This window comes from Chromobacterium fluminis (assembly GCF_011602385.1).
GTDB lineage: Bacteria > Pseudomonadota > Gammaproteobacteria > Burkholderiales > Chromobacteriaceae > Chromobacterium > Chromobacterium fluminis.
Window position 1 is genome coordinate 1 of record NZ_JAAOMA010000051.1, and the last position, 23,546, is coordinate 23,546.

The window sequence follows — 23,546 nt, forward strand, 5'->3', positions numbered from 1 at the left end:
CCCCAGCCACAGGCAGCGATAGCCGGCGTCTTCCAAAAAACGGCTCAGGCCATCTCCCAGCGTGGCGTCGTCTTCAATCAGCAGCAAGGTGTTCATAGAGGGAAATCCTGTTGCGGCGCCCGTTTGGCGGGCAGTTGCAAGCTAAACCTCGTGGGCGGCCCCGACAGGCGCAGCCGCCCGCCCAACCGCGCCAGCACCCGCCTGACAATGGCCAGACCCAAGCCCATGCCCTCGCCGCCGCTGCCCCGCCGCGTCAGCCGGCGCAGCCGGTAATCCGCCAAACGGCCGCCGTCGCACACCGTCAGCGTCAAGCTGCGGCCGTCCCAATCCGCCAGCAATCGCCACGGCGGCCGGCCATGCCGACGCGCGTTGACCAACAAATTGTCCAGGCACAAACCCAGCCAATACGCCGGCAGCAGCAGCGTCGCGTCCTCGTTCAGGCAAAAAGCGGCCTGATGCCGCTCCGCGATTGCGTCCAGCCATTCCGCCAGCCGCACCGCTTGCCGCCGTTCGTCCAGCCTGTCTGCGGACAGATAATGACGGCTGGCTTCGGCCAACTGGCGCAGGCGGCTGACGCCGCCGGCCAAATGTCCAAAATGATCTTGAGCGGAATCCGGCAAACGGTCGAAGTCCCGGCGCAGCCCCTCCACCACGCCGGCCAGGCCGGCGATAGGCGTTCGCAGCTCATGGGTCAGCATCTGCAAGGCGAAACGCCGCTCCCGCTCCAGACGCCGCCGCTGCCAAGCCAGCCAGCCGCCGCCGGCCAGCGCCAGCCCGGCCAACCCCGCCCACAAAGCCCGCCAAGGCATGGCCGACGCCGGCGTAGGATTCAGACACAAGCCGTCCAGACGCTCCGCGCAAGCGCCCGCGCCCGCAGACACCCTCACCCCGGCCGCTTCCGCTCGCTCCCGCCAGGCAGCGGCCGGGTAAACCCGCCAATAGCCGTCGCGCAGCCGCCACAAGGCGCCGTCCTGCCACAGCCAACGCGAGCCGGCCAGCAAAGCGTCCAGGTTGTCGTCGGACAAAGCGCCCAAGCGCCCCAGCTCGTCGTCGCGCTCGCGCACATGCAGCCAGTCCGCCACCTCCGCCCTCGACCGGCCCTGCCGCCAATGCCCGGCGCTGCTGCCGCCCAAAGGGTGGACCGGATGCAGACGCAGCCAATCATCGGGCAAACGCCCGTCCGTACAGCGTCTGCGTTCAAAATCACGCCATAGCGCCGGCACGGAAGACAAATCCCCCTCGCAACCGCGTTCATGCGCCGCCAACTGCCGCAAGGCGCGCAGGCTGTAGCGGGACCAAGCCGGCTGCAACGACGCCGGATCGATCAGGCCCTCGTCCAGCGACTGGATCCGAGCCAGCGCCAAAGACCACGCCGGCCCGGGCGCCGCCAAGACGGCGTCCAGCCGCGACGACAAGTCCCCGGCCCAGGCCGCATGGCAGATCAGCAGACAACAACACAGACGTAGCATCATGCGCCGCATTATACGGAAAACCCGCCGCCGCTCGGCTGACAGCTCGCCGCGAATCCGCTAGCATGCGTTTCCGGCTCATGACACAAGATCGGCATCCCCGTGAAAGCAGGCTTTTCCTTCTTCGCCACCCGGCGCTTCTTTCCGCTGTTCGGCACCCAGTTCTTGGGCGCGTTCAACGACAACCTGCTGAAAACCGCCATCGTGGTGCTGATCAGCTTTCACGGCCTCAGCCTGGCCGGCCTGCCGCCGGAACAGCTGGTCAACTTAGCTGCCGGCGTGTTCATCCTGCCCTTCTTCCTGTTTTCCGCCACCGCCGGCAAGTTATCCGAACGCTACGACAAAGCCGTCATCGCCCGTTGGATCAAGCTGGCCGAAATAACCATCATGCTGTTGGCCGGCGTCGGCTTCTTCCTGCACTCCGCCGGCCTGTTGCTCGGCGCGCTGTTCCTGATGGGCGCCCACTCCGCTTTTTTCGGCCCGCTCAAATATTCGGTGCTGCCGCAATATCTGAAAGAACACGAATTGGTGGGCGGCAACGGCCTGATCGAGATGGGCACTTTTCTCGCCATCCTGATCGGCCAGATCGGCGGCAGCATGCTCACCACCGGCGGACCCTACCTGATCACCGCCACCTTGCTGGCCACCGCCATGCTCGGTTACGGCGCCAGCCGCGCAATGCCGCCGGCCCAGCCCGGCGCGCCGAAGCTTAAGCTTTCCTTCAATTTCCTCAAGGATTCCGTACTGCTGATGCGCGACGCCTGGCGCATCCGCGACGTGCGCTGCGCCATCCTCGGCATTTCCTGGTTCTGGTTGATGGGCGCGGTCTACACCACCCAGCTGCCCACCTTCACCCGCCTGCACCTGGGCGGGGACGCCGGCGTCTACACGCTGCTGCTGGCGCTGTTCTCCATCGGCATCGGCCTGGGCTCGGTGGTCTGCGCCAAGTTGTCGCAGGGCAAGCTGCAACTGGGCATGGTGCTAGTGGGCAGCGTCGGCATGACGCTGTTCGGCGGCGATCTGGCGCTGTCGGCCTTGCCTCACTATCGGGGCGAGCTGATCGGCCTCGCCGATTTCCTGGCTCGCGCCGGCAGTTGGCGCAATATGGTCGACGTGGCGCTGCTGGGCTTCTTCGGCGGTTTCTTCACCGTGCCGCTGTACACCTGGCTGCAAACCGCCAGCCCTGACGATTTCCGCTCTCAGGCCGTGGCCGCCAACAATATCGCCAACGGCTTCTACATGGTGGCCGCCGCCATCGGCAGCGCGCTGGCGCTGAAGCTGTACGACAGCATCGCCATCCTGCTGCTGGCCACCGCCGCGCTCAACATCCTGGCCACGCTGCATCTGCTGAGCGCCGCCCCGGTGATTTGGCGGCAGCGGCTGGACTGGCTGCGGGCGCTGCGCGGCTGATTAGAGAAAACCACGCGCCTCTGCCCCCTCTCGCTCAGCCTCGTTGATCCCATGAAAAAAACCGCCCCGATGCCTCGGGGCGGTTTCACAATACGCTAGGCTTTCATTGCGGCGCACAGGTAAGTCGGCTCCGCGGGACAATAAGAGCGAGGAAGACAACGCCCATCCCAGCACCATCAACCCGATTCCCGCCACGCACAGCGCCATACGTTCATGGTTCATGCATTTCTCCAAATAGTCACCGGCGATCTTGCCTGGCTTGGGGAGATGCAGAACAAGCAGAGATAATCCACTGACCAGCTTCGAAGCGCAGCGGACGTTGCCCCACCACTATAACGATGGCCCAATAAAAAACCCGCCATGGCGGGGACCATGAGCGGGCTCGCGATACCGGATGCGGACCAAAGCCGGAGCATCCAGCGCGGCAAGTTTTAAGCGGGCCTCAGTCCCGCGCCAGCTTCGCCGCGGCGTCGCGCAGCGCGGTGCGCAGCCCTTCCTCTATCACCGGGTGGTAGAACGGCATGTCCAGCATCTGAGCGATCGTCAAGCCTTGCTGATGACTCCAGGCCAGCAAATGGGCCAGGTTCTCGGCGCGCGGGCCTATCATTTCCGCCCCCAGGAAGCGGCCGCTCGCGCGATCTGCGTAAACATGCAGCAAGCCTTGGTTGACGCCCATTACCCGGCTGCGGCCCTGATCTTCGAAGCTGACTTCGCCCACCACGAATTCGCCCTCCGGCAAATCGGCGAAGCGGCTGCCCACCATCATCATTTGCGGGTCGGAAAACACCACTGCGATGCTGGAGCGGCGCAGGCCGGGCTGTACCGCCGGATACAGCCCGGCATTGTCGCCGGCGATCTTGCCTTCGTCGGCGGCCTCGTGCAGCAGCGGCAGAATGTTGTTGGCGTCGCCGGCGATGAACACCGGCGAGTTCCCGCACTGCAGCGTCCGCGGATCGAACTTGGGCACGCCGCCGGCATCCAGCTCCAGGCCGGCGTTTTCCAGCGCCAGGCCGCGCACATTGGGCGCTCGACCGGTGGCGGCCAACACGTAATCGAAACGCTCGCAGACTTCTTCGCCGTCCAGATTGACGTAGCGGATTTGCGCCTTGTCGTCGACCAGGCCCATTTCCAGCACCTTGGCGTCCGGGTCCAGATAGAACTCCCGGCCCAGCGCCTGGCTGGCGTAACTGCGCACCGCCGGATCGGACAGCGGGCCGACGCCGCCGCCGCGGCCGAACACGCGCACTTTAACGCCCAGCCGAGACAGCGCCTGACCCAGTTCCAGGCCAATGACGCCGGGGCCGAACACCGCCACGCTGTCCGGCAGCGTTTCCCAGTCGAACACATCGTCGTTGATGATCAGCTTGTCGCCAAATACCTGGAACGACGGCGGGATCAAGGGCGAGGAACCCGTGGCGATCACCACGCGGCGCGCTTGCACCAGCGTGTGTTCGTCTACCTGCAAAGTGGTGTTGTCAATAAAGCGGGCATAGCCGCTCAAGCGGTCTTGCGGCGGAATGCTTTCCACGCCCTTGAGCACGAAGCCGACGAAACGATCGCGCTCGCGCTTGACGCGGTCCATCACCTCGCGGCCGTCGATGCGCACTTCGCCATCGATATGCACGCCCAAGGGCGCGCTGTGGCGCGGCTGGTGCGCGGCCTCGGCGGCGGCGATCAGCAGCTTGGACGGCATGCAGCCGACGCGGGCGCAAGTGGTGCCGTAAGGACCGCCTTCAATCACCACGGCGCTGGCGCCGCGAGCCTTGGCGGCGCGGTAGGCTGCGAGGCCGGCGGTGCCGGCGCCGATCACGGCGACATCGATGTTCAAGGTATGCATTTCATTCCTTTCGGTATCGGGATACGGCACGGCACGCTGCGCATGCCGTCTCGTATCCCGGTAAAAAAAGGGCCGGACGGAGCATCCGGCCCGCAACAACTCCGGTGGCGTCAGGGCCCGAGCCACCGGGGACGAACACGGTTGAGGCTTACTTGGAGAAGTACTTTTCCACTTCATCGGCGGAGCCGATCAGTTGGCCGTTGATGAACACCTGCGGCGCGGTCATCTTGCCGGCCACGGCGCCCAGCACCTTGCCGCGCACCTTGTTGTCCAGCGGCACTTCGACGAAGTCGTAGCCGTTTTCGCTCAGCACCGCCTTGGCGCGCGCGCAGTGCGGGCAACCCGTCTTGGAGAACACCACCACTTGGTCCGGCTTCTTGGCGCTGGGATTGACGTAGTCCAGCAGGGTGTCGGCGTCGGACACCTTGAACGGATCGCCCGGCTCTTGCGGCTCGATGAACATTTTGTCCACCACGCCGTCCTTCACCAGCATGGAGTAGCGCCAGCTGCGCTTGCCAAAACCCAGGTCCTGCTTGTCCACCAGCATGCCCATGCCCGCGGTGAAATCACCGTTGCCGTCCGGGATCATCACCAGATTCTGCGCTTCCTGATCCTTGGCCCATTCGTTCATCACGAAGGTGTCGTTGACCGATACGCAGAGGATGGCGTCCACGCCGTTGGCGAAGAAGGCCGGCGCCAGCTCGTTGAAGCGCGGCAGGTGGGTGGAAGAACATGTGGGGGTGAACGCGCCCGGCAGCGAGAACACCGCTACGGTTTTGCCGTCGAACAGTTCGGCGGTGCTGACATCTTTCCACTCGTTATTGTCACGAACACGGAAAGTGACATTCGGTACGCGTTGGCCTTCACGGTTTTGCAACATGGCGAGACTCCTTGTTTGGATTGGCTGACAGGTTTAATAAATCGATGGGTGCATTTTGATAGCTGAGAGCAAATTCGTCTAATTGATTGTGGCAAGGCTGCTGATTTGCTTTTTTAATCGACAAGCAAGCAGCCGCGCTAACCGTTAAAATTGCATAAACAAACCAACAATCAGGCCAACGCGGTGAAGATTCTGATTCTCGGCGGCGGACAGGTCGGCGCCAATGTGGCGGAAAACCTGCTTTCGGAAAACAACGACATCACAGTGGTGGATCAAAACGCCGCGCGGCTCAAACAGCTGCAGGACAGGCTGGACATCCGCACCGTGGCCGGCAACGCCGCCCATCCTCAGGTGCTGGCCGATGCCGGCGCGGCGGACAGCGACATGGTGCTGGCGCTGACCCGCGACGACGAAACCAATCTGGTGGCCTGCAAAATGGCCGAAGCCTGTTTCAACATCCCCACCCGCATCGCCCGCATCCGCTCCAGCGACTACCTGGAATCCGAGCACGGCGATCCGCTCGCCCACTTCGGCATCGAATCCGCCATCTGTCCGGAACAGATCGTCACCGACCACATCTATCAGTTGTTCGCCTACCCCGGCGCGCTGCAAGTGCTGGACTTCGCCGACGGCAAGCTGCAACTGGTGGTGTCCCGCGCCCACTCCGGCGGCAAGCTGCTGGGCATGCCGCTGCGCCATATCCGCGAACACATGCCGGACGCGGATTGCCGCGTCTGCGCCGTCCACCGCCGGGACACGCTTTTGGTGCCGGACGGCGACACCGTGCTGGAGGAAGGCGACGAGGTCTTCTTCGTCGCCGCGCGCGAGCATGTGCAAGCCATGCTCAAGGAGCTGCGCTTCAGCGAGCGGCCCTTGCGGCGCATCATGATCGCCGGCGGCGGCAATATCGGCTACCGGCTGGCCAAGCTGCTGGAGAACGATTTCAGCGTCAAAGTGATAGAAGCGCGGCCGGAACGCGCGCAATGGCTGGCGGAACGGCTGGAACACGCGCTGGTGCTGCGCGGCGAGGCCACCGACGAAGAGCTGCTGGACGCCGAGAACGTGGACGAGATGGACGTGTTCTGCGCGCTGACCAACGACGATGAAGACAACATCATGTCCACGCTGCTGGCCAAGCGCATGGGCGCGCGCCGGGTGGTGGCCCTGGTCAACCGCACCAGCTATGTGGACCTGCTGGAAGGCCATCGCATCGACATCGTGATTTCGCCCCACCTGTCCACCATAGGCTCCATCCTGGCCCATATCCGCCAGGGCGACGTGGAGGCGGTGCATCCACTGCGCCGCGGCGCGTCCGAGGCGATGGAGGTCATCATCCACGGCGACGCGCAACAATCAAGGCTGACCGGCCGCCGCATCGATCAAATCGACATGCCCCACGGCAGCCACATCGTAGCGGCCATCCGCGGCGAACAGGTGCTGATGGCGCATCACGATTTGACGGTGGAAAACGGCGACCATCTGATCATCTTCCTATCGCGCCGCCGGGTGATCCGCCAGGTGGAAAAACTCATTCAGGTCAAACTGGGCTTTCTGTGACCATGCACCTCACCGGCTTGCACCACGTGGCGATCATCGCCTCCGACTACGACCGCTCGCGCGACTTCTACCACCGCATCCTGGGCCTGCCGGTGCTGGCCGAGCACTGGCGCGCGGAGCGCCAATCCTGGAAGCTGGACCTGGCGATCCCGGGCGGCGGCCAGCTGGAGCTATTCAGCTTTCCATCGTCGCCGCCGCGCCCCACGCGGCCCGAAGCCTGCGGCCTGCGCCACCTGGCCTTCGCCTGCGCCGACATCGCAGTCTGCCGCCAAAATCTCTTGGCCGAAGGGGTGGCGGTGGAGGACATCCGCGTGGACGAATACACCGGCGCTCGCTTTTTCTTCTGCGCCGATCCGGACAGCTTGCCGCTCGAGTTTTACCAGCCGCGGAACTGAGACATGCGCAAGATACTCGCCATCCTCTACGTGCTGTCCAAGCTGATCATGCTGTTTTCCTGCACCTTCCTCGCGCCGGCGCTAGTCTCCATCCTGTACCGCGACGGCGCGCTGGACACCTTCGTCACCGCGGCCATCGCCGGGCTGGCCATCGGCCTCTCGCTGTGGTCCGCCACCCGGCGCTACCAGCGCGAACTGAAGCCGCGCGACGGCTTCATCCTGGTCACCACTCTGTGGGTGGGCTTCGCCATCACCGCCTCCTTCCCCTTCATGCTGGCGCGGCCGGACATGCCCTTCAGCCACGCCTTCTTCGAGGCGATGTCCGGCCTCACCACCACCGGCTCCACGGTAATCAGCGGACTGGACACCCTGCCGGCCTCGCTCAACTTCTGGCGCCATTTCCTCAACTGGATGGGCGGCATGGGCATCATCGTGCTGGCGGTGGCGATACTGCCCATCCTCGGCATCGGCGGCATGCAGTTGTACAAGGCGGAAACGCCGGGGCCGATGAAGGACAGCAAGCTGGCGCCGCGCATCACCGAAACCGCCAAGAACCTGTGGCTGGTCTACAGCGGCTGGACGCTGGCGGTGGCGCTGGCGCTGAAGGCCGCCGGCCTGAGTTGGCTGGACGCGGTGTGCCACGCCTTCGCCGCGCTGTCCTTGGGCGGCTTTTCCACCCACGACAACAGCGTGGGCGCCTTCGATTCGCTGCCGGTGGAACTGATCCTGAGCTTCGGCATGATCGTCGGCGCGATGAACTTCGCCACCCACTTCCTGGCGCTGCGCCAGCGCTCGCTGCGCGCCTATCTGCGCGACCCGGAAGCCAAGGCCATGTTGTGGCTGCTGCTGGGCAGCATTCTGGCGATGAGCGCCTATCTGTGGGCCCACCACGTCTACGACTTCCCCACCGCGCTGCGCCACGTCAGCTTCAATCTGATCTCCATCGCCACTGATAGCGGCTTCGCCAGCGTGGACTACGCGCGCTGGCCCATCTTCGTACCCTTGTGGATGCTGTTCCTGTCTAGCATCACCGCCTGCTCCGGCTCCACCGGGGGCGGCATCAAGATGGTGCGCACCCTGATGCTGAGCAAGCAGAGCGTCAACGAGATGACGCGGCTACTGCACCCGGCGGCGGTGCGACCGGTGAAAATCGGCGGCAAAGTGGTGCCGCAAGACGTCATGCTGTCGGTAATGGGCTTCATATTTGTCTACTGCATGTGCATAGTGATATTAAGCTTCGCGCTGATCGCCAGCGGCCTGGATTTTCTCAGCGCCTTCACCGCGGTGATCGCCTCGATCAACAACGCCGGCCCCGGGCTCGGCGTCGTCGGACCGGCGTCGAACTATGCGTCGCTGTCCGACTTTCAAATATGGATTTGCAGCCTGGCCATGCTCTTGGGCCGGCTGGAAGTATTTACCCTGCTGATCCTGTTCACGCCGGCCTTCTGGCGCAAATAGGACGCGAAGAATTTACCCGCCGCGCGCGGGTCTGAACCAAAGCGGCGCCCAGCGCCGGATAATAAAGACGAAACCGGATCATGAACCCTATGACATTCACCGCCCCAAGCCGCATGCTCGCCCTCAGCCTGGCGCTGACGGCCGCCCTGCCCGCCTTCGCCGGCGCCGACGACGAACTGATCGCCGCCCGCGACGCCTTTCGCGGCAACAAGCTGGGACAGCTGGCCAGCCTGGCGGGCGGCATGCCGTCCAACTACCCGCTGAAGGACTACCCGGCCTACTGGCTGGCGCTCAAGGCGCTGGACGGCGACGACGACGGCCCCGCCCAAAACTTTCTGGCCCGCGTGGACGAAGGCCTGATGCCAGAGCGCGTGCGCAACGAATGGCTTAAAAAACTGGCGGCGCGCGAAAGCTGGAGCCGCTTCGCCGCGGAATGGAAAAAACTGCCGCCGGAAGGCCGCGATGAAGAATCCAGCTGTTACGGCCAGCTCAACGAACTAAACCAGGGCAAGGCACCCGCCGATCTGGACCGTTTCCTGGAAAGCCGGCCGCTGCCGGAAGGCTGCAACCGCCTGATCGCAGAGGCCGCGCGGCGCGGCGTCCTGAAACACGACTGGCTGTGGCAACGCGCCCGCTTGCTCCTGGCCGGCAACTACCTGAGCCAGGCCCGCCAGTTAGCCTCCAACACCGGCCTGCCGCTGGACAACGCCGCGCTCAGCAAACCCGCCAACGCCGACCTGTCCACCCCGGGCGGCCAGGAAGCGGCCGTCTACGACATCGTAATCAAGGGCAAGGCCAATATCAGCAACGGCCTGGGCAAGCTGCTCGAACACGAAAAAACCTTAAGCAAGGAGCGCGCCGGCTTCGCCTGGGGCCAGTTGGCGCTGCTGTCCGCACGCAAACAGCAGGCGGCGCAAGCGCTGCAGTGGTTCGACAAGGCCGACGCCGACCAGCTGACCGCCGAGCAATGGGAATGGTGGGCGCGCTCGGCGCTGCGCCTGGAGCAATGGACCCAGCTGGAGAAAATCATCCGCGCCATGCCTGTCACCGTCAGCGCCAAACCGGCCTGGCGCTACTGGCGCGGCCGCTCGCTGCAACAGCTGGGCCGGCAGAACGAGGCGACGCCGCTGTTCAGCCAAGCCAGCATCGGCCACAACTACTACGCGCTGTTGTCGCTGGAAGAACTGGGCAACAGCCTGTCCACCCCGGCCAGCAAGAGCGGCCCCAGCAAGGACGACATCAAGCAGATGAGCGAGGAACCGGCGGTCAAACGCGCGCTGGCGCTGCTGGAGCTGGCCGAACGCCACGTCAAGCCCGAGTTCCGCGCCGACGCGCAGCGCGAATGGCGCTGGGCGATGCGCAACCGCAGCGACATCGAACTGCTGGCCGCCGCCGAAGTGGGCCGCCGCGCCAGCTTCTACGATATGGCCATCTACAGCGCCGAACGCACCAAGGAAGAACACGATTACTCCTTGCGCTACCTGACGCCCTACCGCGACGTCACCCAGCGCTACGCCAAGCAACTGGACATCGACGACGCCTGGGTCTACGGCCTGATCCGCCAGGAAAGCCGCTTCATCACCATGGCGCGCTCCGGCGTCGGCGCTTCCGGCCTGATGCAGCTGATGCCGGCCACCGCCAAATGGGTGGCCAAGAAAATCGGCCTGGGCCAGTACGCCGTCAACGACATCGAGACCAATGTGCAACTAGGCACCTGGTATCTGCGCTATGTGCTGGACAGCCTGTCCAGCAACGAAGTGATGGCCACCGCCGCCTACAACGCCGGCCCCGGCCGCGCGCGCACCTGGCAAGCCGACCGCACGCTGGACGGCACCATCTACGCGGAAACCATCCCCTTCACCGAGACCCGCGACTACGTGCAGAAGGTGATGGCCAACGCCGCTTACTACTCCAGCACCTTCGGCCATGCCAACATCTCCTTGAAGAACCGCATGGGCGTGGTGCCGGCGCGCTGAACCTCCGCTTGGTCCCCCTGCGGCGGACCAAGCCCTCTCCCACAAGTACCATAAGAAAGGGACCTCACTCATGACTTATCAACGCATCTGCGTCATCGGCGGCAGCGGTTTCATCGGCAGCTACATCGCGGAACGCCTGACCGAACAAGGCTGCCAACTGACTATCGCCACCCGACGGCGCGAACGCGCCAAGGCCTCGCTGCTGGTGCTGCCCGGCGCGCAGCTGGTGGAAGCGGACATTCACCGCCCGGAGGCGCTGAAACAATTGATTTCCGGCCACGACGCGGTAATCAATATGGTGGGCATCCTGCACGGCAACGCCGCGCAGTTCGACAAGGCCCACGTGCAGTTGAGCGAAAAAGTCATCGCGGCCTGCCAAAGCCTGGGCGTGCGCCGGCTGATCCACATCAGCGCGCTGGGCGCCGACGAACGCGGCCCCAGCCTGTACCAGCAAAGCAAGGGCCGCGCCGAGGCGCGCGTGCGCGAGAGCGGCCTGGAATGGACCATACTGCGGCCGTCGGTGGTATTCGGCCACGGCGACAGCTTCCTCAATATGTTCGCCAGCCTGCTGCGCAAAGCCCCCTTGCTGCCGCTGGCCGGCGCAAAGACGCGCTTCGCGCCGATCTGGGCCGGCGACGTGGCCCGCGCGGTGGCGGCCAGCCTGTCGCGCCGCGCCGCCATCGGCCAAAGCCTGGACTTGGCCGGTCCCAGCGTCTACACGCTGGCCGAACTGGTGAGCCTGGTGGGCCGCCGCATCGGCAAGCCGCGGCCGGTGATCGCGCTGCCGCAAAGCCTGGCCATGCTGCAGGCCGCGTTAATGGAATGCCTGCCCGGACCTACGCTGATCAGCCGCGACAATGTGCGTTCGCTAAGCGTGGACAACATCAGCGACCAACCCTTCCCCTCCGCGTTGCTGGGCTTCAGCCCCACCGCGCTGGAAGCTTTGGCGCCGGGCTTGCTGGGCAGCGACGAATTCAATCTGCAGATGTCCGCCTACCGCCGCCAGATTGCGCGCTGAACGGAAAGAATCGATGCAATGCTATATCGTCGGCGGCGCCGTGCGCGACCGCCTGCTGAAACTGCCGGTAAAAGACCGCGATTGGGTGGTGGTGGGCGCCAGTCCGCAAGAGATGCTGGCGCTGGGCTACAAACCGGTGGGCAAGGACTTCCCGGTGTTTCTGCACCCGGACACCCATGAGGAATACGCGTTGGCGCGCACCGAGCGCAAAACCGGCAAGGGCTACCACGGCTTCGCCGTCTACGCCGCGCCGGACGTGACGCTGGAGCAGGACCTGGCGCGGCGCGACCTGACCATCAACGCCATCGCCGAGGCGGCTGATGGCAGCCTGATCGACCCCTACCACGGCCGGCGCGACCTCGAGGCCGGCGTCCTGCGCCATGTCAGCCCCGCCTTCGCCGAAGACCCGGTGCGCATTTTACGGCTGGCGCGCTTCGCCGCCCGTTTCGGCTTCGCCGTGGCCGACGACACCATGGCGCTGATGCGGCAAATGGTAGCGGACGGCGAAGCCGATGCGCTGGTGGCGGAGCGGGTATGGCAGGAATTGGCTAAGGGTTTGATGGAGGAGCGGCCGTCGCGCATGTTCCTGGCCCTGCGCGCCTGCGGCGCCCTCGCCCGCGTGCTGCCGGAGCTGGACGCGCTGTTCGGCGTGCCGCAGCGCGCCGACCATCACCCGGAAATCGACACCGGCGACCACGTGATGCGGGTGCTGGACTACGCCGCCGCCGAGGGCCTGCCGCTGGCGGCGCGCTTCGCGGCGCTAACCCACGACCTGGGCAAGGCGCTGACGCCGACGGAGGTGCTGCCGCGCCACATCGGCCATGAAACCGCCGGCGAAGCGCCGCTGCTGGCCTTATGCCAGCGCTTGCGCGTACCGGTGGACTGCCGCGACCTGGCGCGCATCACGCTATTGAGCCATACCAAAGTACACTGTGCTTTCGAATTAAAGCCAAGCACAATATTGCGATTGTTCAAGCAAACCGACGCCTTGCGGCGGCCGGAGCGCTTCTTGCTGATGCTGGACGCCTGCCGCGCGGATGCGCGCGGTCGCTTGGGTTTTCACGACCGGCCCTATCCGCAGGCGGACTACCTGTCCGCGCTGCTGGACGCGGCGCTGGCGGTGGACGCCGGCGGCATTGCCAGCCAGTGGGAAGACAAGCGCACCCTTCCGGAAGCGATAGACCGCGTCCGGACCCGTGCCATCGCCGTCCGCAAGGAGCAACTGGAGACGCACTGACATGGCTGCGATCTATCGCCTGCCGTCCACGCTGATGCGCGGCGGCACCAGCAAGGGTCTGTTCATCCGCGCCGACGCGCTGCCCGAGGACACCTCCTCTTGGGAACGCATGTTGTTGCGCGCCATCGGTAGCCCGGACCCCCACGGCAAGCAGATAGACGGCCTGGGCACCGGCCGGGCCAGCACCAGCAAGGTGATGATCCTCAGCCCGTCGCGGCGCGAAGACTGCGACGTCGATTGCCTGTTCGGCCATGTGTCGATAGAGCACGCCTTGATAGACTGGTCCGGCAACTGCGGCAACCTCAGCGCCGCGGTGCCGCTGTTCGCGGTGATGGAAAAACTGGTGGAGCCGCGCGACGGCGTGGCCTCCATCAGCATCTGGCAGGCCAATGTCGGCAAGCGCATCATCGCGGAACTGGAAATCATGCATGGCCAGCCCGTCTGGCAGGGCGACTACCGCATCGACGGCGTCGCCTTTCCCGGCGCGCCGATCCGGCTGCGCTTCCTGGACCCGGCCGGCGGCAGTTCCGGCGAACTCTACCCCACCGGCAAGCTGGTGGACGAACTGGCGCTGCCGGACGGCAGCCGAGTGGAAGCCACCCTGGTGGACGCCGGCAACCCCACCGTATTCGTCCGGGCCCGGGATTTCGGTCTCAAGGGCGACGAGGAAATGGCGGCCCTGCAGGAAACCGCGCGCCACCGGCTGGAATGGGCGCGGGAAATCGCCGCCGTGGTCATGGGCTTGGCGCCCGATATCTTCGCCGCCCGGCGCGAACGGCCGGGCTCGCCCCGAATCAGCCTGCTGTCGGAAAGCCGGGACGAGGATTGCCAGATCAACGCCCGCATCCTGACCTCCGGCCGCTCGCTGCACCACGCCTTCACCGGCACCGGCGCCATCGCGCTGGCTTGCGCCTGCGCCACCGAGGGCACGCTGCCGCAGCAAGTGGCCGGCGCGCCGGTGCGCGGCATGCCGCTGACCTTCAGCCACGCCAGCGGCAAGCAAACCGTGGAAGCCGTGCTGGGCCACTCCGTCGAATACGGTTGGACCATCAGCGAAGTGGTGATGACCCGCACCGCCAGGCCGCTGATGCGCGGCGAAGTTTACATCCCAATGGACTAGCGGCTTGCGGCGTCAAGGCGATGTGGGCTGCGCGGCCTGCTGTTGACGCAACTGCGCCGCCAGCTCGCTCAAATCTTCGGAACCCAACGCTAAGCTCGCCTGATGCGCGCCTAGCCCCGCCGCGCCCGTCAGCGCGACGAACATCAACAACCGTTGCAGCGGACGCCGCTTCAACCGATCCAACCAGCCCAGCACGCCCAAGGGCAAGCCGGCCAGGAGGCCGCCGATATGGCAGGCCTGGTCCACGCCGGACACCATGAAGCCCATGCCCAGATTCAGCAGCACCACTTGCGCCAAGGCCTTGCCCTGCGAGCCGCCCATGTCGGCGTCGCTGAGGCCGGCCACGCACAGCGCTCCGGCCAAGCCCATCAGCGCGCCGGACGCGCCCACGCTGGCCACCAGGCGGATGCTGCTCTGCATCAACAGATTGGTCACCGGATGCGTACCGTACCACCAAGCGCTGACCAGGCCCGCAGCCAGGCCGGCGGAGAGATAAATAGCCAGGAAACCGACGCCGCCAAAGCGCTTTTGCGCCAAGGGGCCGATCAGCAGCAACATATACATATTGAGCAGCAAATGCATGGCGCCGCCATGCACGAACATGCTGCTCAACAGCCGCCAGCTGTCGCCGCTCAGGGTGAAAGGCGCCAGATTGGCGCCCCAACTCACCAGTTGCTCGGGATCAGGCTCGGTCCAGGAAACCCCCGAGGCGCCCATCCAGACGTAAACGATCAGATTGGCGAGCACCAGACCGATAGTGGCCCACTGCTGCCGCAGAAAAGAAGAAAGCCCGCCGAAGCGGGATGGGGAAGAGTCGAGCGCGGCTTCATTCATATGGTCTGGCTTCCTTTACTTCAATTTGCCGTTTAAATATCACCGGCGCATGATAAAGCAAACCAGCCAAAATAAAAACCAATCGCTACTCAATATTCATACACAAAGACTCAAGCCATTGCCTCGCCGCGCAGCAACTCCCGCTCCACCTGCCGCAGCATGCGTCGGCGGATCAGGCCGCTGACCGGCCGGATCAAATACCAGTACGGGGCGAAACGCCAACGGGTTGCCGCATCGGGACAATGCACGCGGGTCTGAGTCGATAGGCGAACGCCCTCGGCGACGGTTTCGCAGTGAAAGCTCAGCAACAGCCGGGCCACGCCCGGCTCATGCAAAGCCATGAAATCCTCAAGACCGCCGATCTCGCGCAGGCCGAAGTCCGCGCGCCAGAAAGCGCCCGCCAGGCCTAGCGTCAATTCGCTGTCGCCGTCGCGCGCCAGCGGCGTGAAACTGTGCATGCCGAACGGCGGACGATTGCCGGGCAAGGCGCCGCTCAGGCGGCCGGGCAGTTCGCGCAGCGCCATGAAGCGCCGCGTCCAAGGGTCGTCCGCCGGCGCGACGCGCTGCACCGCGTCCAGCGTCGAGGCCGCATCGGCGGCCAGAATGCGGGAATGCGTCTCGACAAACTGATAGCTAGGCAGAATACGTTCCGCCAACGCAAAGCGCTCCATTCGTCCCTCTCCGTCTCTGGCGGCGGGCGGCGCGACTCAACCGGCCGCCGCCTCCAGCTGCCTCACCCGCTCGAACAAACACACCGTCGCCGCCATCGCCACATTCAGCGATTCGGCATGGCCCGGCATCGGAATCCTCACCCGCGCATCGGCCAGGGCCAGCGCCTCGGCGCTGACGCCGGCGCCCTCGTTGCCGAACACGAAAGCCACCGGCCCGCGCAAATCCTGCGCGTACAACGACGTGGAGCCCTCCAGATGCGTGACCAGCTTGCGGCCGTCGTAGCTCGCCAGCTCGGCGCAGAGATCGGCCTGCTCGTGGATGTTCAACGCGAAGTGCGCGCCCATGCCGGCGCGCAGCACCTTGGGTGAATAGACGTCGACGCAGCCCTTGGACAGCATCACTTCGCGCACCCCCGCCGCCGCCGCGCAGCGCAAGATGGTGCCGAGATTGCCCGGGTCCTGGATATCCTCCAACATCACCCGAGACGCGCCCGCCGGGCTGGGACGCGGCTGCGGCCGCGGGCACAAGGCCAGCAACTCCCCGGCGCTGGCCAGCGCCGTAGCCTTGGCCAGCACGGCTTCCGGCACCGAGATCACGACAGTCGGCGCGCTCAAGCGCCGCAACAAGGCTTGCACTTCCGGATGCGCCTCCGCCGCCTCGTTGAGATACACCCGCTCGGGCACGATGCCGGCGTCCAGACAGGACTCGGTCAGATGAATGCCCTCCAGCAACATGGCGTGTTGCTTGCGGCGTTCGCGCGGACTCTGCGCCAAGCGCGCCAACTGCTTGATTTCGTCGTTATGGGCGGAGGTGATGGTTTTGCTGATGTACGACATGTGTTCTATTGCGGCAGCAGGGTCAGGCGCGCCACTAAATCCTTGAATCGGTGATAACTGTCCTCGTCGATCGCCTGGCCGCTATGGCCGTTGTCGACATAGAACACGCCGGACAGCGCGTGTCCGACAAACAGGGTGATCAGGGCGAATTCATTATCCCCGACATGCTCGAAAAACAGATCCTCGTAGCGCCGCTCCAACTGCTGGCGCACCGAGGCCGGCGCGTGAAAACTTTGCGGCTTGCTGGTCAACACCGCGAAGAAGGAACCCGGCTCCAGTCCCAAGGGCAGCTTGCGCAGCGGATGGCTATCGCCCAAGCCCAGCTGATAACGCAGCTTCAACACATGCGCGTCCTGATCGTAGCGGTAATACAGCACCCGCTCGAACTTGAGATCGTTGGACAGGTGGCGGATGGATTCGCGTATCGCCTTCTCCATCTGCTCGGCGTCGCTCAAAGCGGCGGTTTTCTGCAAACTAGGGCGCTTATACTCGCCTTCCAGCATCAACAGGCTGCGTACCGGATACATATAGCCCACCGCCCTGGGGTGGCGCGCCACCGACAAGGCCGCGTGCACCACCGCCTGATGCGCCAGATAGGGCGCGCAGCCTATCAGCTTGGCCGCGGCCTCCACGCCCACCTGCCAAGTGCTGCGCCAAGTGCCTTGCTCCAAAGAATTGGCGGTGGCCATCGCCAGGCGCAGCAACTGACGACGCTTGGTCGGGCTGCCCGGCCCCAGCAAAGCGTTCAGGCCGGTCGGCAAAGGCATCAGTTTGATGAATTGCTCCAGCACCTGAGCGTAATCGCAATCGAAGGCGTTGGACATTTCCTGCAGCAGCGGGCGGTCCGGCAACTGATTCCGCTGCATCATGAACAGGCAGGCGGGCAGATTGTACAGCAAGGCGGCCACGAAACAGTCCTCCACCTTGTGATCGCCCTGCAAAGACAGCCACTCCTTGATCAGCAAGGCGGCCACCCGGGAGCGGCCCAGCCAGTCCTCCACCGCCTCCAGCACCTCCGCGTCCAGCTTGTCCGGCACCGCCTCCAGCGCGGCGACGCGGCCAAAGCGATTGGTCACCGCCTCCAGCCCCATCAGCAGCAGCGTCTGCTCCACCGAGGGAATGCTTTCATTGCGCTGCAAGGCGCGCGAACCGCCCACCACCCGGACTAGGTCCAACAGCAGAAAGGGGTCGGACAGACAGAGGTTGGCGAGATCGGTGAAATTGATCAGATCGCTGTGGCGAGCGCAGATGTCCTTCAGCTCGCCCAGCGTATTGGGCAGAATCGGCCAACGCCGTTCGGCGATGGACTTGATCCAGTTAGCAAGCTCCATGTGGGTGGCGCCAGATCAGTAGTTCGGTTTGCAAAGCGCCTCCCAGCGGGATGCGTTCATCGGGTTCGACATCGGGCACGGCGAAAGTATTGCTGACTAGCAGGCTGCCGGGCCGCCCCTCTGCCACAAACTTGCGCCAGACGCGCGCCATCGGCTCCGGGGACAGAAACACGTATACCGCATCGTACTCTCCCCATGACTCCCGCCAAAAACTGCGGCAGGAGAATTCCAGCCTCCGCGGCCGCCGCGCCAGCCACCAGCGCGCGCGCGCCAACAACCAACTGCCCCAGGCGCTTTCCAACGCCCTCACCCTGAGATCCGGCCGCAGCCGGCATAGCCAGACCGCCAGCCGGCCGTCGCCGCAGCCGGCCTCCAGCAAGGCGGCCCGCCCCGGCAGGCGCTCGGCCAGGCGCTCCGCCGCCTGAGCGGAAGAGCGATACAAGGGCACGCGCTCCAGCACGGCGTTTCGGCCCAGCGCGAAAGTCAGCGCCAGCCCCAGCAAATACACCCAGGACGGCAAGGCCGCCTGATGCATCAAAGCCAGCGCCGGCACAAACAAGCCGTGCAGCAAACGCTGCCAGCCGGGCAAACGCATGAAAATGGCCAAGGCCGCCGCGCACAGGCCTTGCAGGATCGCCCACCCCAGGGACTGGACGGCGGGCGCGACGAAAAACATCGCCGCCAACCCAGCCAGTAGTTGCAGGCCCAGATGACGCAAGCGGCTCAACAAGGCAACGCTCGCATCGGGATTATTTGGCCGGCGCTTCCGCCGGCGCGGCAGCCGGCTCGGCCCCGCTTTCCGCGGGCCCGCCGATCACATCCTGGTTCATCTGCGGCTTGTAGCCGTCGTTGAGGATATTGCTCTCCGCTTCCTTGTTCAGCACCACGATGGCGATGCGCCGGTTTTCCGGGCTGAACACATTGGTCTTCACCAGCGGGTTGGCCGAAGACAGGCCCACCACGCGCAGCACCTTGTTGTCCTGCAGGCCTCCGGCCACCAGCTCGCGCCGCGCCGCGTTGGCCCGGTCCGCGGACAGCTCCCAGTTGCTGTACCCCCCCTGGCCACTGCCAAACGGCTTGGCGTCGGTATGGCCGGAGATGCTGATCTTGTTCGGCATCATGTTCAGCTCTTTCGCCAACTGCTGCAGCAAGACGCGAGTATGCGGCAGCATCCGCGAACTGCCGGAGTCGAACATCGAACGGTTCTGCTCATCGACGATCTGGATCTTCAAGCCGTCCGGAGTGATTTCCAGCTTGAGCTGATTCTTGTACTCCTTGAGCAACTCGCTGTGATCCACCGTGCTCTGGATCTTGTCCTGCAGCTGCTCCATCGCCGCTTTTTCCTGCTGCTTGCGCATGATCTCGTCCTGCGGCGAGCCGGACTTGTTGACCTGGCCGGTCTGCTTGGTCAAATCATTGCCGCCGCCCTTGATCACCGAGGTGGCGTCGCCGGCGCCGGCGCCGCCGGACAGCGCCACCTTCAGCGGCGTCTTGAAGTATTCGGCGATGCCGTTCAAGGTGCCCTGCGACGCGGAACCCAGCAACCACATCAGCAGGAAGAAGGCCATCATCGCGGTCACGAAGTCGGCGTAGGCGATCTTCCAGGCCCCGCCATGGTGGCCGTGGCCGCCCTTCTTGATGCGTTTGACGATAATGGGCCGTTGCGATTCGTCAGCCATGATCGCGCGCCCCGCTTATTTCTTCGCCTGTTTCACATGGTCTTCCAGTTCCTTGAAGGACGGACGATCATGCGAAGCCAGCACTTTGCGGCCAAACTCCACCGCCACCTGCGGCGCGTAGCCGTTGAGGCTGGCCAGAATGGTGACCTTGATGGTTTGGTAGACTCGGGTACCGTCTCCCAGCTTGTGCTCCAGAATGGTGGCCAGCGGGCCGACGAAGCCGTAGGCCAGCAAAATACCGAGGAAGGTGCCCACCAGCGCGTGGGCGATCAGCATGCCCAGCTCGGACGGCGGCGCGCCCACGGACTCCATAGTGTGCACCACCCCCATCACCGCCGCCACGATACCAAAGGCCGGCAAGCCGTCGGCCAGGCCCTTGACCGCGTTGACCGGCACTTCGCCCTCGTGATGGTGGGTTTCGATCTCCACGTCCATCAAGTTCTCGATCTCGAAAGCGTTGAGGTTGCCGCCCACCATCAGGCGCAGGTAATCGCAGATGAATTCCACCACGTGGTGGTCGTGCAGAACGGTGGTGTATTTGGAAAAGACAGGACTGGCTTCCGGATTCTCGACATCGGCCTCGATGGACATCAGGCCTTCCTTGCGCACCTTGGTCAGAATCTCGAACAGCAGCGAGAACAACTCCATGTAGAAGGCCTTGCTGTAAGGCGAGCCCTTGAACACGGAGGGGAAAGCCTTCATCGTGGCCTTGAGCGGCGCGCCGCCGTTGGCCACCACGAAAGCGCCGAGCGCGGCGCCCGCGATCATCACCACCTCCAGCGGCTGCATCAACGCGGCGAGATGCCCCCCCGCAGCGACGAATCCCCCCAGCACGGAGCCAAGAATTATGAGGTACCCGATTCCGACGAACATGCGTCAAGTCCTGTCTTTGTGATTTTTCGGATCGCTGCGATTTCCATTACAGCACGACTTTTATTCTATTCATAATAGAAAAAGCGGATTGAATTGTATCAATCCGCTTTCCCAGCTGCAAAAAACATGGAAGGTGATATTCACTAGCGCTGAAAAATGACGAAGCCAAGTATCGGCGAGGCTCTGGGACGATTACAACAACGTCATTTCCAGCTGATCGTCCAGCCCCGCCGCCAGCGCAATCCGCGCCGGCATGCCCCCCCGCTCCAAACGCCACTGCAAACACTGCGCCGCCATTCCCGGCAACAACTGCTGCCGGATCAGATGATCCAGGCCGCGCGCGCCATGGTCTCGCCGGCCGCAAGCGACGGCCATTGCCTGCGCGCAGTCCGTCCCAGCCTCCAGCTCAATGCCTTGCGAGGCCTTCAGATGCCTGGCCAGCGCCGCCAGTTTCAACTGGGCGATCTCCGCCAGCGCGGGCTCGGACAACAATCCATACGGCACCACTTGCATCCGCGCCAGCAACGGCGCCTGGAAGTGGGCCAGCAACACGGGGCGCAACGCGTCCAGCCAGGCCCCGCGCTCCCACTCCTGTTCCAGCAACAGCTCGCTGCCAAGATTCGACGTCATCAGAAACAGGGTATTGCGAAAATCGATCTCGCGCCCTTCGCCATCCCGCATGAAACCCCGGTCAAACGCCTGGTAGAACAGGTTCAGCACATCGCGGTGCGCTTTTTCCACCTCGTCCAGCAAGATCACGCTGTACGGCCGCCGCCTCACCGCCTCGGTCAACACCCCGCCCTGGCCATAACCGACATAACCCGGCGGCGAACCTTTCAACTGCGATACCGTATGCGCCTCCTGGTACTCGGACAGATTAATGGTCAGCAAGGCCTGCTCGCCGCCAAACAATAGATCGGCCAAGGCCAGGCCGGTTTCCGTCTTGCCCACGCCTGAGGGCCCGGTCAGCAAGAACACCCCCAGCGGGCCGCGCCCCGGCGCCAATCCGGACTTGGCCGCCAGCAAAGACTGGGCAATCTCCGCTACCGCGGCCTCCTGGCCACGAATCCGTTCCCTCAAAGCCTGCGCCAAACCCAATAAATTGACCGCGTCATCCGCCAGCAGTTTGCCCACCGGCACCCCGGTCCAGTCGGAAATCACCTCCGCCACCAAGGCCGCGTCCACGTCAGCGGCCGCCAAGCGACGCTCCCCTTGCAGGGCGGCCAATTCGGCCCGTGCCAGGGCCAGCCGCGCCGCGCCGTCTCGCCGCCCGGCCCACTCCCGGCACAGCCGGCGCAGCGACTCCGCCCCCTGCCGCTCCTGCTGGTAACGCTGCCGCAAGGCCTCATCCTCAAGCCGAGCCGCCGCCAGTTCTGAATCGATCGCCAGCAAGCGGGCCTCAAGCTGCGCGCTGCCGGCTCCCAGCCTCTCATCTTCCTGCAAGGCCTCTCTCTCGCTGTCCAGCGCCAAGACCCTAGCCTGTGCGCTCTGCAGCTCCGTCGCGGCGCCCTCCAGGCTCATCCGCGCCCGCGCCGCCGCCGTATCGATCAAATCCACGGCCTTGTCCGGCAACTGCCGGCCAGCCAGGTAGCGCCGCGACAAGCTCACCGCCGCCGTGATCGCCTCGTCGCGGATCGCCACCCCGTGATGCTCGGCATAACGCGACTTCAAACCACGCAGCATCAGACAGGCGGCGGCATCGTCCGGCTCTTCCACCTTCACCATCTGAAAACGGCGTTCCAGCGCCGCGTCCCGCTCGAAATACTGCTTGTATTCGGACCAGGTGGTGGCGGCTATCGTCCGCAGTTCACCGCGCGCCAACGCCGGCTTCAGCAGATTGGCCGCGTCGCTGCCGCCAGCGGCATTGCCCGCGCCCACTAATACATGCGCCTCGTCAATGAACAGCAAGATCGGCTCCAGTGCCGTGCGCACCGCCTCGATCACCTGCTTCAACCGCTGCTCGAATTCGCCCTTGACTCCGGCACCCGCCTGCAACAAACCCAAATCCAGCGCGAGCAGGCGTACCCTGCGCAAGGCCTCCGGTACCTCGCCGGCGGCAATGCGCAAAGCCAGCCCCTCCGCCAGAGCTGTCTTGCCCACCCCCGGCTCGCCCACCAAAATTGGATTGTTCTTGCGCCGGCGCAGCAGAATGTCCACCATCTGGCGTACTTCCTTGTCCCGCCCCAGCACCGGATCGATCAGGCCCTCACGGGCCTTGGCGGTTAAATCCGCGGCAAAACGGCTCAAGGCTTCCGGCAATTCGCCCTTCGCCGCGGGCTCCTCCATAGTGGCCGCCGACGGGACAAGCGCCCTCTCTTCCAGCCCAATCGACTCGGACTCCGCCGAAACCCGCTCCAACCAGGTCCAGCGCGCGCGCACTTGCGCCGCGGACAAACTGAATAATGGCCAGGCCTGCCTACAAGACAGGCGCTCCGGCGACGCCAGCAAGGCAAGATACAGATGGGCCGAACGCATCCGCTGGCCGCCGGAATCAAGCGACGCGATCAGCCAGGCTGATTCCAGCAAAGACTGCACACCACGCGACAAGCCCGGTTTACCGCGCCTATCCCGCGGCAAACGTTCCAGCGTGGCCAGCAAGCCTTGCCAGATTTCATCCACATCTATCTCGTAATGCCGCAGCAAAGCGGCTAAATCGCCATCGCCCTGCTCCAGCAGTTTCACCAGCCAGTGCTCAACCGTGATTTCGGCATGAGAGCGGGCCAGGCAAAGCCCGGCAGCCGCCTCCAGCGCATGGGCGCAGTGCTCGTTCAGCCTGCGCAATAAGTGAACCGAATCCGGAGCCATTTTCACCTGTTCCTTATAAATCAAACAACGCCAATTCATGCCAATGTCGCTACGAAAGCTACAAGCACCTTTAATCACGGCACCCACGGAAAAACACCGAAATATCAAAATTGTCAGCCACAGCGGCCACCACACAATACTGACAATGCCTTGCGCTGC

Annotated in this window: 20 protein-coding genes; 8 read left to right on the top strand and 12 right to left on the bottom strand. The window is 64.6% G+C overall.

The genetic code is table 11. The features are described 5' to 3' along the window. Positions 1-92 precede the first annotated feature (92 nt). Positions 93-1,472: an ATP-binding protein gene (locus HA052_RS23400; RefSeq protein WP_166453838.1), complete on the bottom strand. Its 1,380-nt coding sequence runs from the start codon at positions 1,470-1,472 to the stop codon at positions 93-95. A 99-nt stretch (positions 1,473-1,571) separates the two neighbouring features. Between HA052_RS23400 and HA052_RS23405 the strand changes: the two genes are divergently transcribed. Next, positions 1,572-2,879, top strand: a complete 1,308-nt coding sequence (locus HA052_RS23405) for an MFS transporter (protein WP_166453839.1) — start codon at positions 1,572-1,574, stop codon at positions 2,877-2,879. Here the strand turns inward: HA052_RS23405 and HA052_RS23410 are convergent, their stop codons facing one another. The 3 genes from HA052_RS23410 to HA052_RS23420 form a co-directional block, all read right to left on the bottom strand. Continuing rightward, positions 2,880-3,101: a hypothetical protein gene (locus tag HA052_RS23410; RefSeq protein WP_166453840.1), complete on the bottom strand. Its 222-nt coding sequence runs from the start codon at positions 3,099-3,101 to the stop codon at positions 2,880-2,882. A 220-nt stretch (positions 3,102-3,321) separates the two neighbouring features. Beyond that, positions 3,322-4,716: a dihydrolipoyl dehydrogenase gene (locus HA052_RS23415; RefSeq protein WP_166453841.1), complete on the bottom strand. Its 1,395-nt coding sequence runs from the start codon at positions 4,714-4,716 to the stop codon at positions 3,322-3,324. A gap of 148 nt (positions 4,717-4,864) precedes the next feature. Further along, the gene (locus HA052_RS23420) at positions 4,865-5,596 is read right to left on the bottom strand and encodes a glutathione peroxidase (RefSeq protein ID WP_107799452.1); all 732 of its coding nucleotides are present in this window, start codon (positions 5,594-5,596) and stop codon (positions 4,865-4,867) included. A gap of 183 nt (positions 5,597-5,779) precedes the next feature. Here HA052_RS23420 and trkA point away from each other — a divergent pair, with 183 nt between their 5' ends. From trkA to HA052_RS23455, 7 genes are all read left to right on the top strand, one after another. Beyond that, entirely contained in the window at positions 5,780-7,153 is a 1,374-nt protein-coding gene (gene trkA, locus HA052_RS23425; protein WP_166453842.1) for a Trk system potassium transporter TrkA, read from the top strand. Positions 7,154-7,155: 2 nt separating this feature from the next. Beyond that, on the top strand, positions 7,156-7,548 hold the full coding sequence (gloA2, locus tag HA052_RS23430; RefSeq protein ID WP_206119027.1) for an SMU1112c/YaeR family gloxylase I-like metalloprotein: 393 nt from the start codon (positions 7,156-7,158) through the stop codon (positions 7,546-7,548). 3 nt (positions 7,549-7,551) lie between these two features. Beyond that, a complete protein-coding gene (locus HA052_RS23435; RefSeq protein WP_176219559.1) occupies positions 7,552-9,006 on the top strand; it encodes a TrkH family potassium uptake protein in 1,455 nt (484 codons plus the stop codon). 80 nt (positions 9,007-9,086) lie between these two features. Beyond that, positions 9,087-10,982, top strand: a complete 1,896-nt coding sequence (locus tag HA052_RS23440) for a lytic transglycosylase domain-containing protein (RefSeq protein ID WP_240937534.1) — start codon at positions 9,087-9,089, stop codon at positions 10,980-10,982. A gap of 70 nt (positions 10,983-11,052) precedes the next feature. Further along, a complete protein-coding gene (locus HA052_RS23445; RefSeq protein ID WP_166453844.1) occupies positions 11,053-12,000 on the top strand; it encodes a complex I NDUFA9 subunit family protein in 948 nt (315 codons plus the stop codon). A gap of 13 nt (positions 12,001-12,013) precedes the next feature. Continuing rightward, positions 12,014-13,237 (top strand): multifunctional CCA addition/repair protein, encoded by a 1,224-nt coding sequence (locus HA052_RS23450; RefSeq protein WP_166453845.1) that lies wholly within the window; start codon positions 12,014-12,016, stop codon positions 13,235-13,237. A gap of 1 nt (position 13,238) precedes the next feature. Then, positions 13,239-14,357 carry a 2-methylaconitate cis-trans isomerase PrpF family protein gene (locus HA052_RS23455; protein ID WP_166453846.1) on the top strand — a complete coding sequence of 373 codons (1,119 nt, stop codon included), beginning with the start codon at positions 13,239-13,241 and terminating at the stop codon, positions 14,355-14,357. 12 nt (positions 14,358-14,369) lie between these two features. Here the strand turns inward: HA052_RS23455 and HA052_RS23460 are convergent, their stop codons facing one another. The 8 genes from HA052_RS23460 to tssH form a co-directional block, all read right to left on the bottom strand. Then, entirely contained in the window at positions 14,370-15,191 is an 822-nt protein-coding gene (locus HA052_RS23460) for a rhomboid family intramembrane serine protease (RefSeq protein WP_166453847.1), read from the bottom strand. Between the two features lie 110 nt (positions 15,192-15,301). Then, entirely contained in the window at positions 15,302-15,862 is a 561-nt protein-coding gene (locus HA052_RS23465; RefSeq protein WP_166453848.1) for a DUF2867 domain-containing protein, read from the bottom strand. A 36-nt stretch (positions 15,863-15,898) separates the two neighbouring features. Then, positions 15,899-16,699: a TrmH family RNA methyltransferase gene (locus tag HA052_RS23470; protein ID WP_166453849.1), complete on the bottom strand. Its 801-nt coding sequence runs from the start codon at positions 16,697-16,699 to the stop codon at positions 15,899-15,901. Between the two features lie 5 nt (positions 16,700-16,704). After that, a complete protein-coding gene (locus tag HA052_RS23475; RefSeq protein WP_166453850.1) occupies positions 16,705-18,030 on the bottom strand; it encodes an HDOD domain-containing protein in 1,326 nt (441 codons plus the stop codon). After that, a complete protein-coding gene (locus HA052_RS23480; RefSeq protein ID WP_240937536.1) occupies positions 18,017-18,760 on the bottom strand; it encodes a class I SAM-dependent methyltransferase in 744 nt (247 codons plus the stop codon). Before HA052_RS23480 ends, HA052_RS23475 begins: the two co-directional genes overlap by 14 nt. Positions 18,761-18,779: 19 nt before the next feature. After that, positions 18,780-19,709 carry a flagellar motor protein MotB gene (gene motB / locus HA052_RS23485; RefSeq protein WP_166453851.1) on the bottom strand — a complete coding sequence of 310 codons (930 nt, stop codon included), beginning with the start codon at positions 19,707-19,709 and terminating at the stop codon, positions 18,780-18,782. A 15-nt stretch (positions 19,710-19,724) separates the two neighbouring features. Further along, positions 19,725-20,582 carry a flagellar motor stator protein MotA gene (gene motA / locus HA052_RS23490; protein WP_114153093.1) on the bottom strand — a complete coding sequence of 286 codons (858 nt, stop codon included), beginning with the start codon at positions 20,580-20,582 and terminating at the stop codon, positions 19,725-19,727. A gap of 192 nt (positions 20,583-20,774) precedes the next feature. Next, positions 20,775-23,387: a type VI secretion system ATPase TssH gene (gene tssH / locus HA052_RS23495; RefSeq protein ID WP_166453852.1), complete on the bottom strand. Its 2,613-nt coding sequence runs from the start codon at positions 23,385-23,387 to the stop codon at positions 20,775-20,777. Positions 23,388-23,546: the final 159 nt, after the last annotated feature.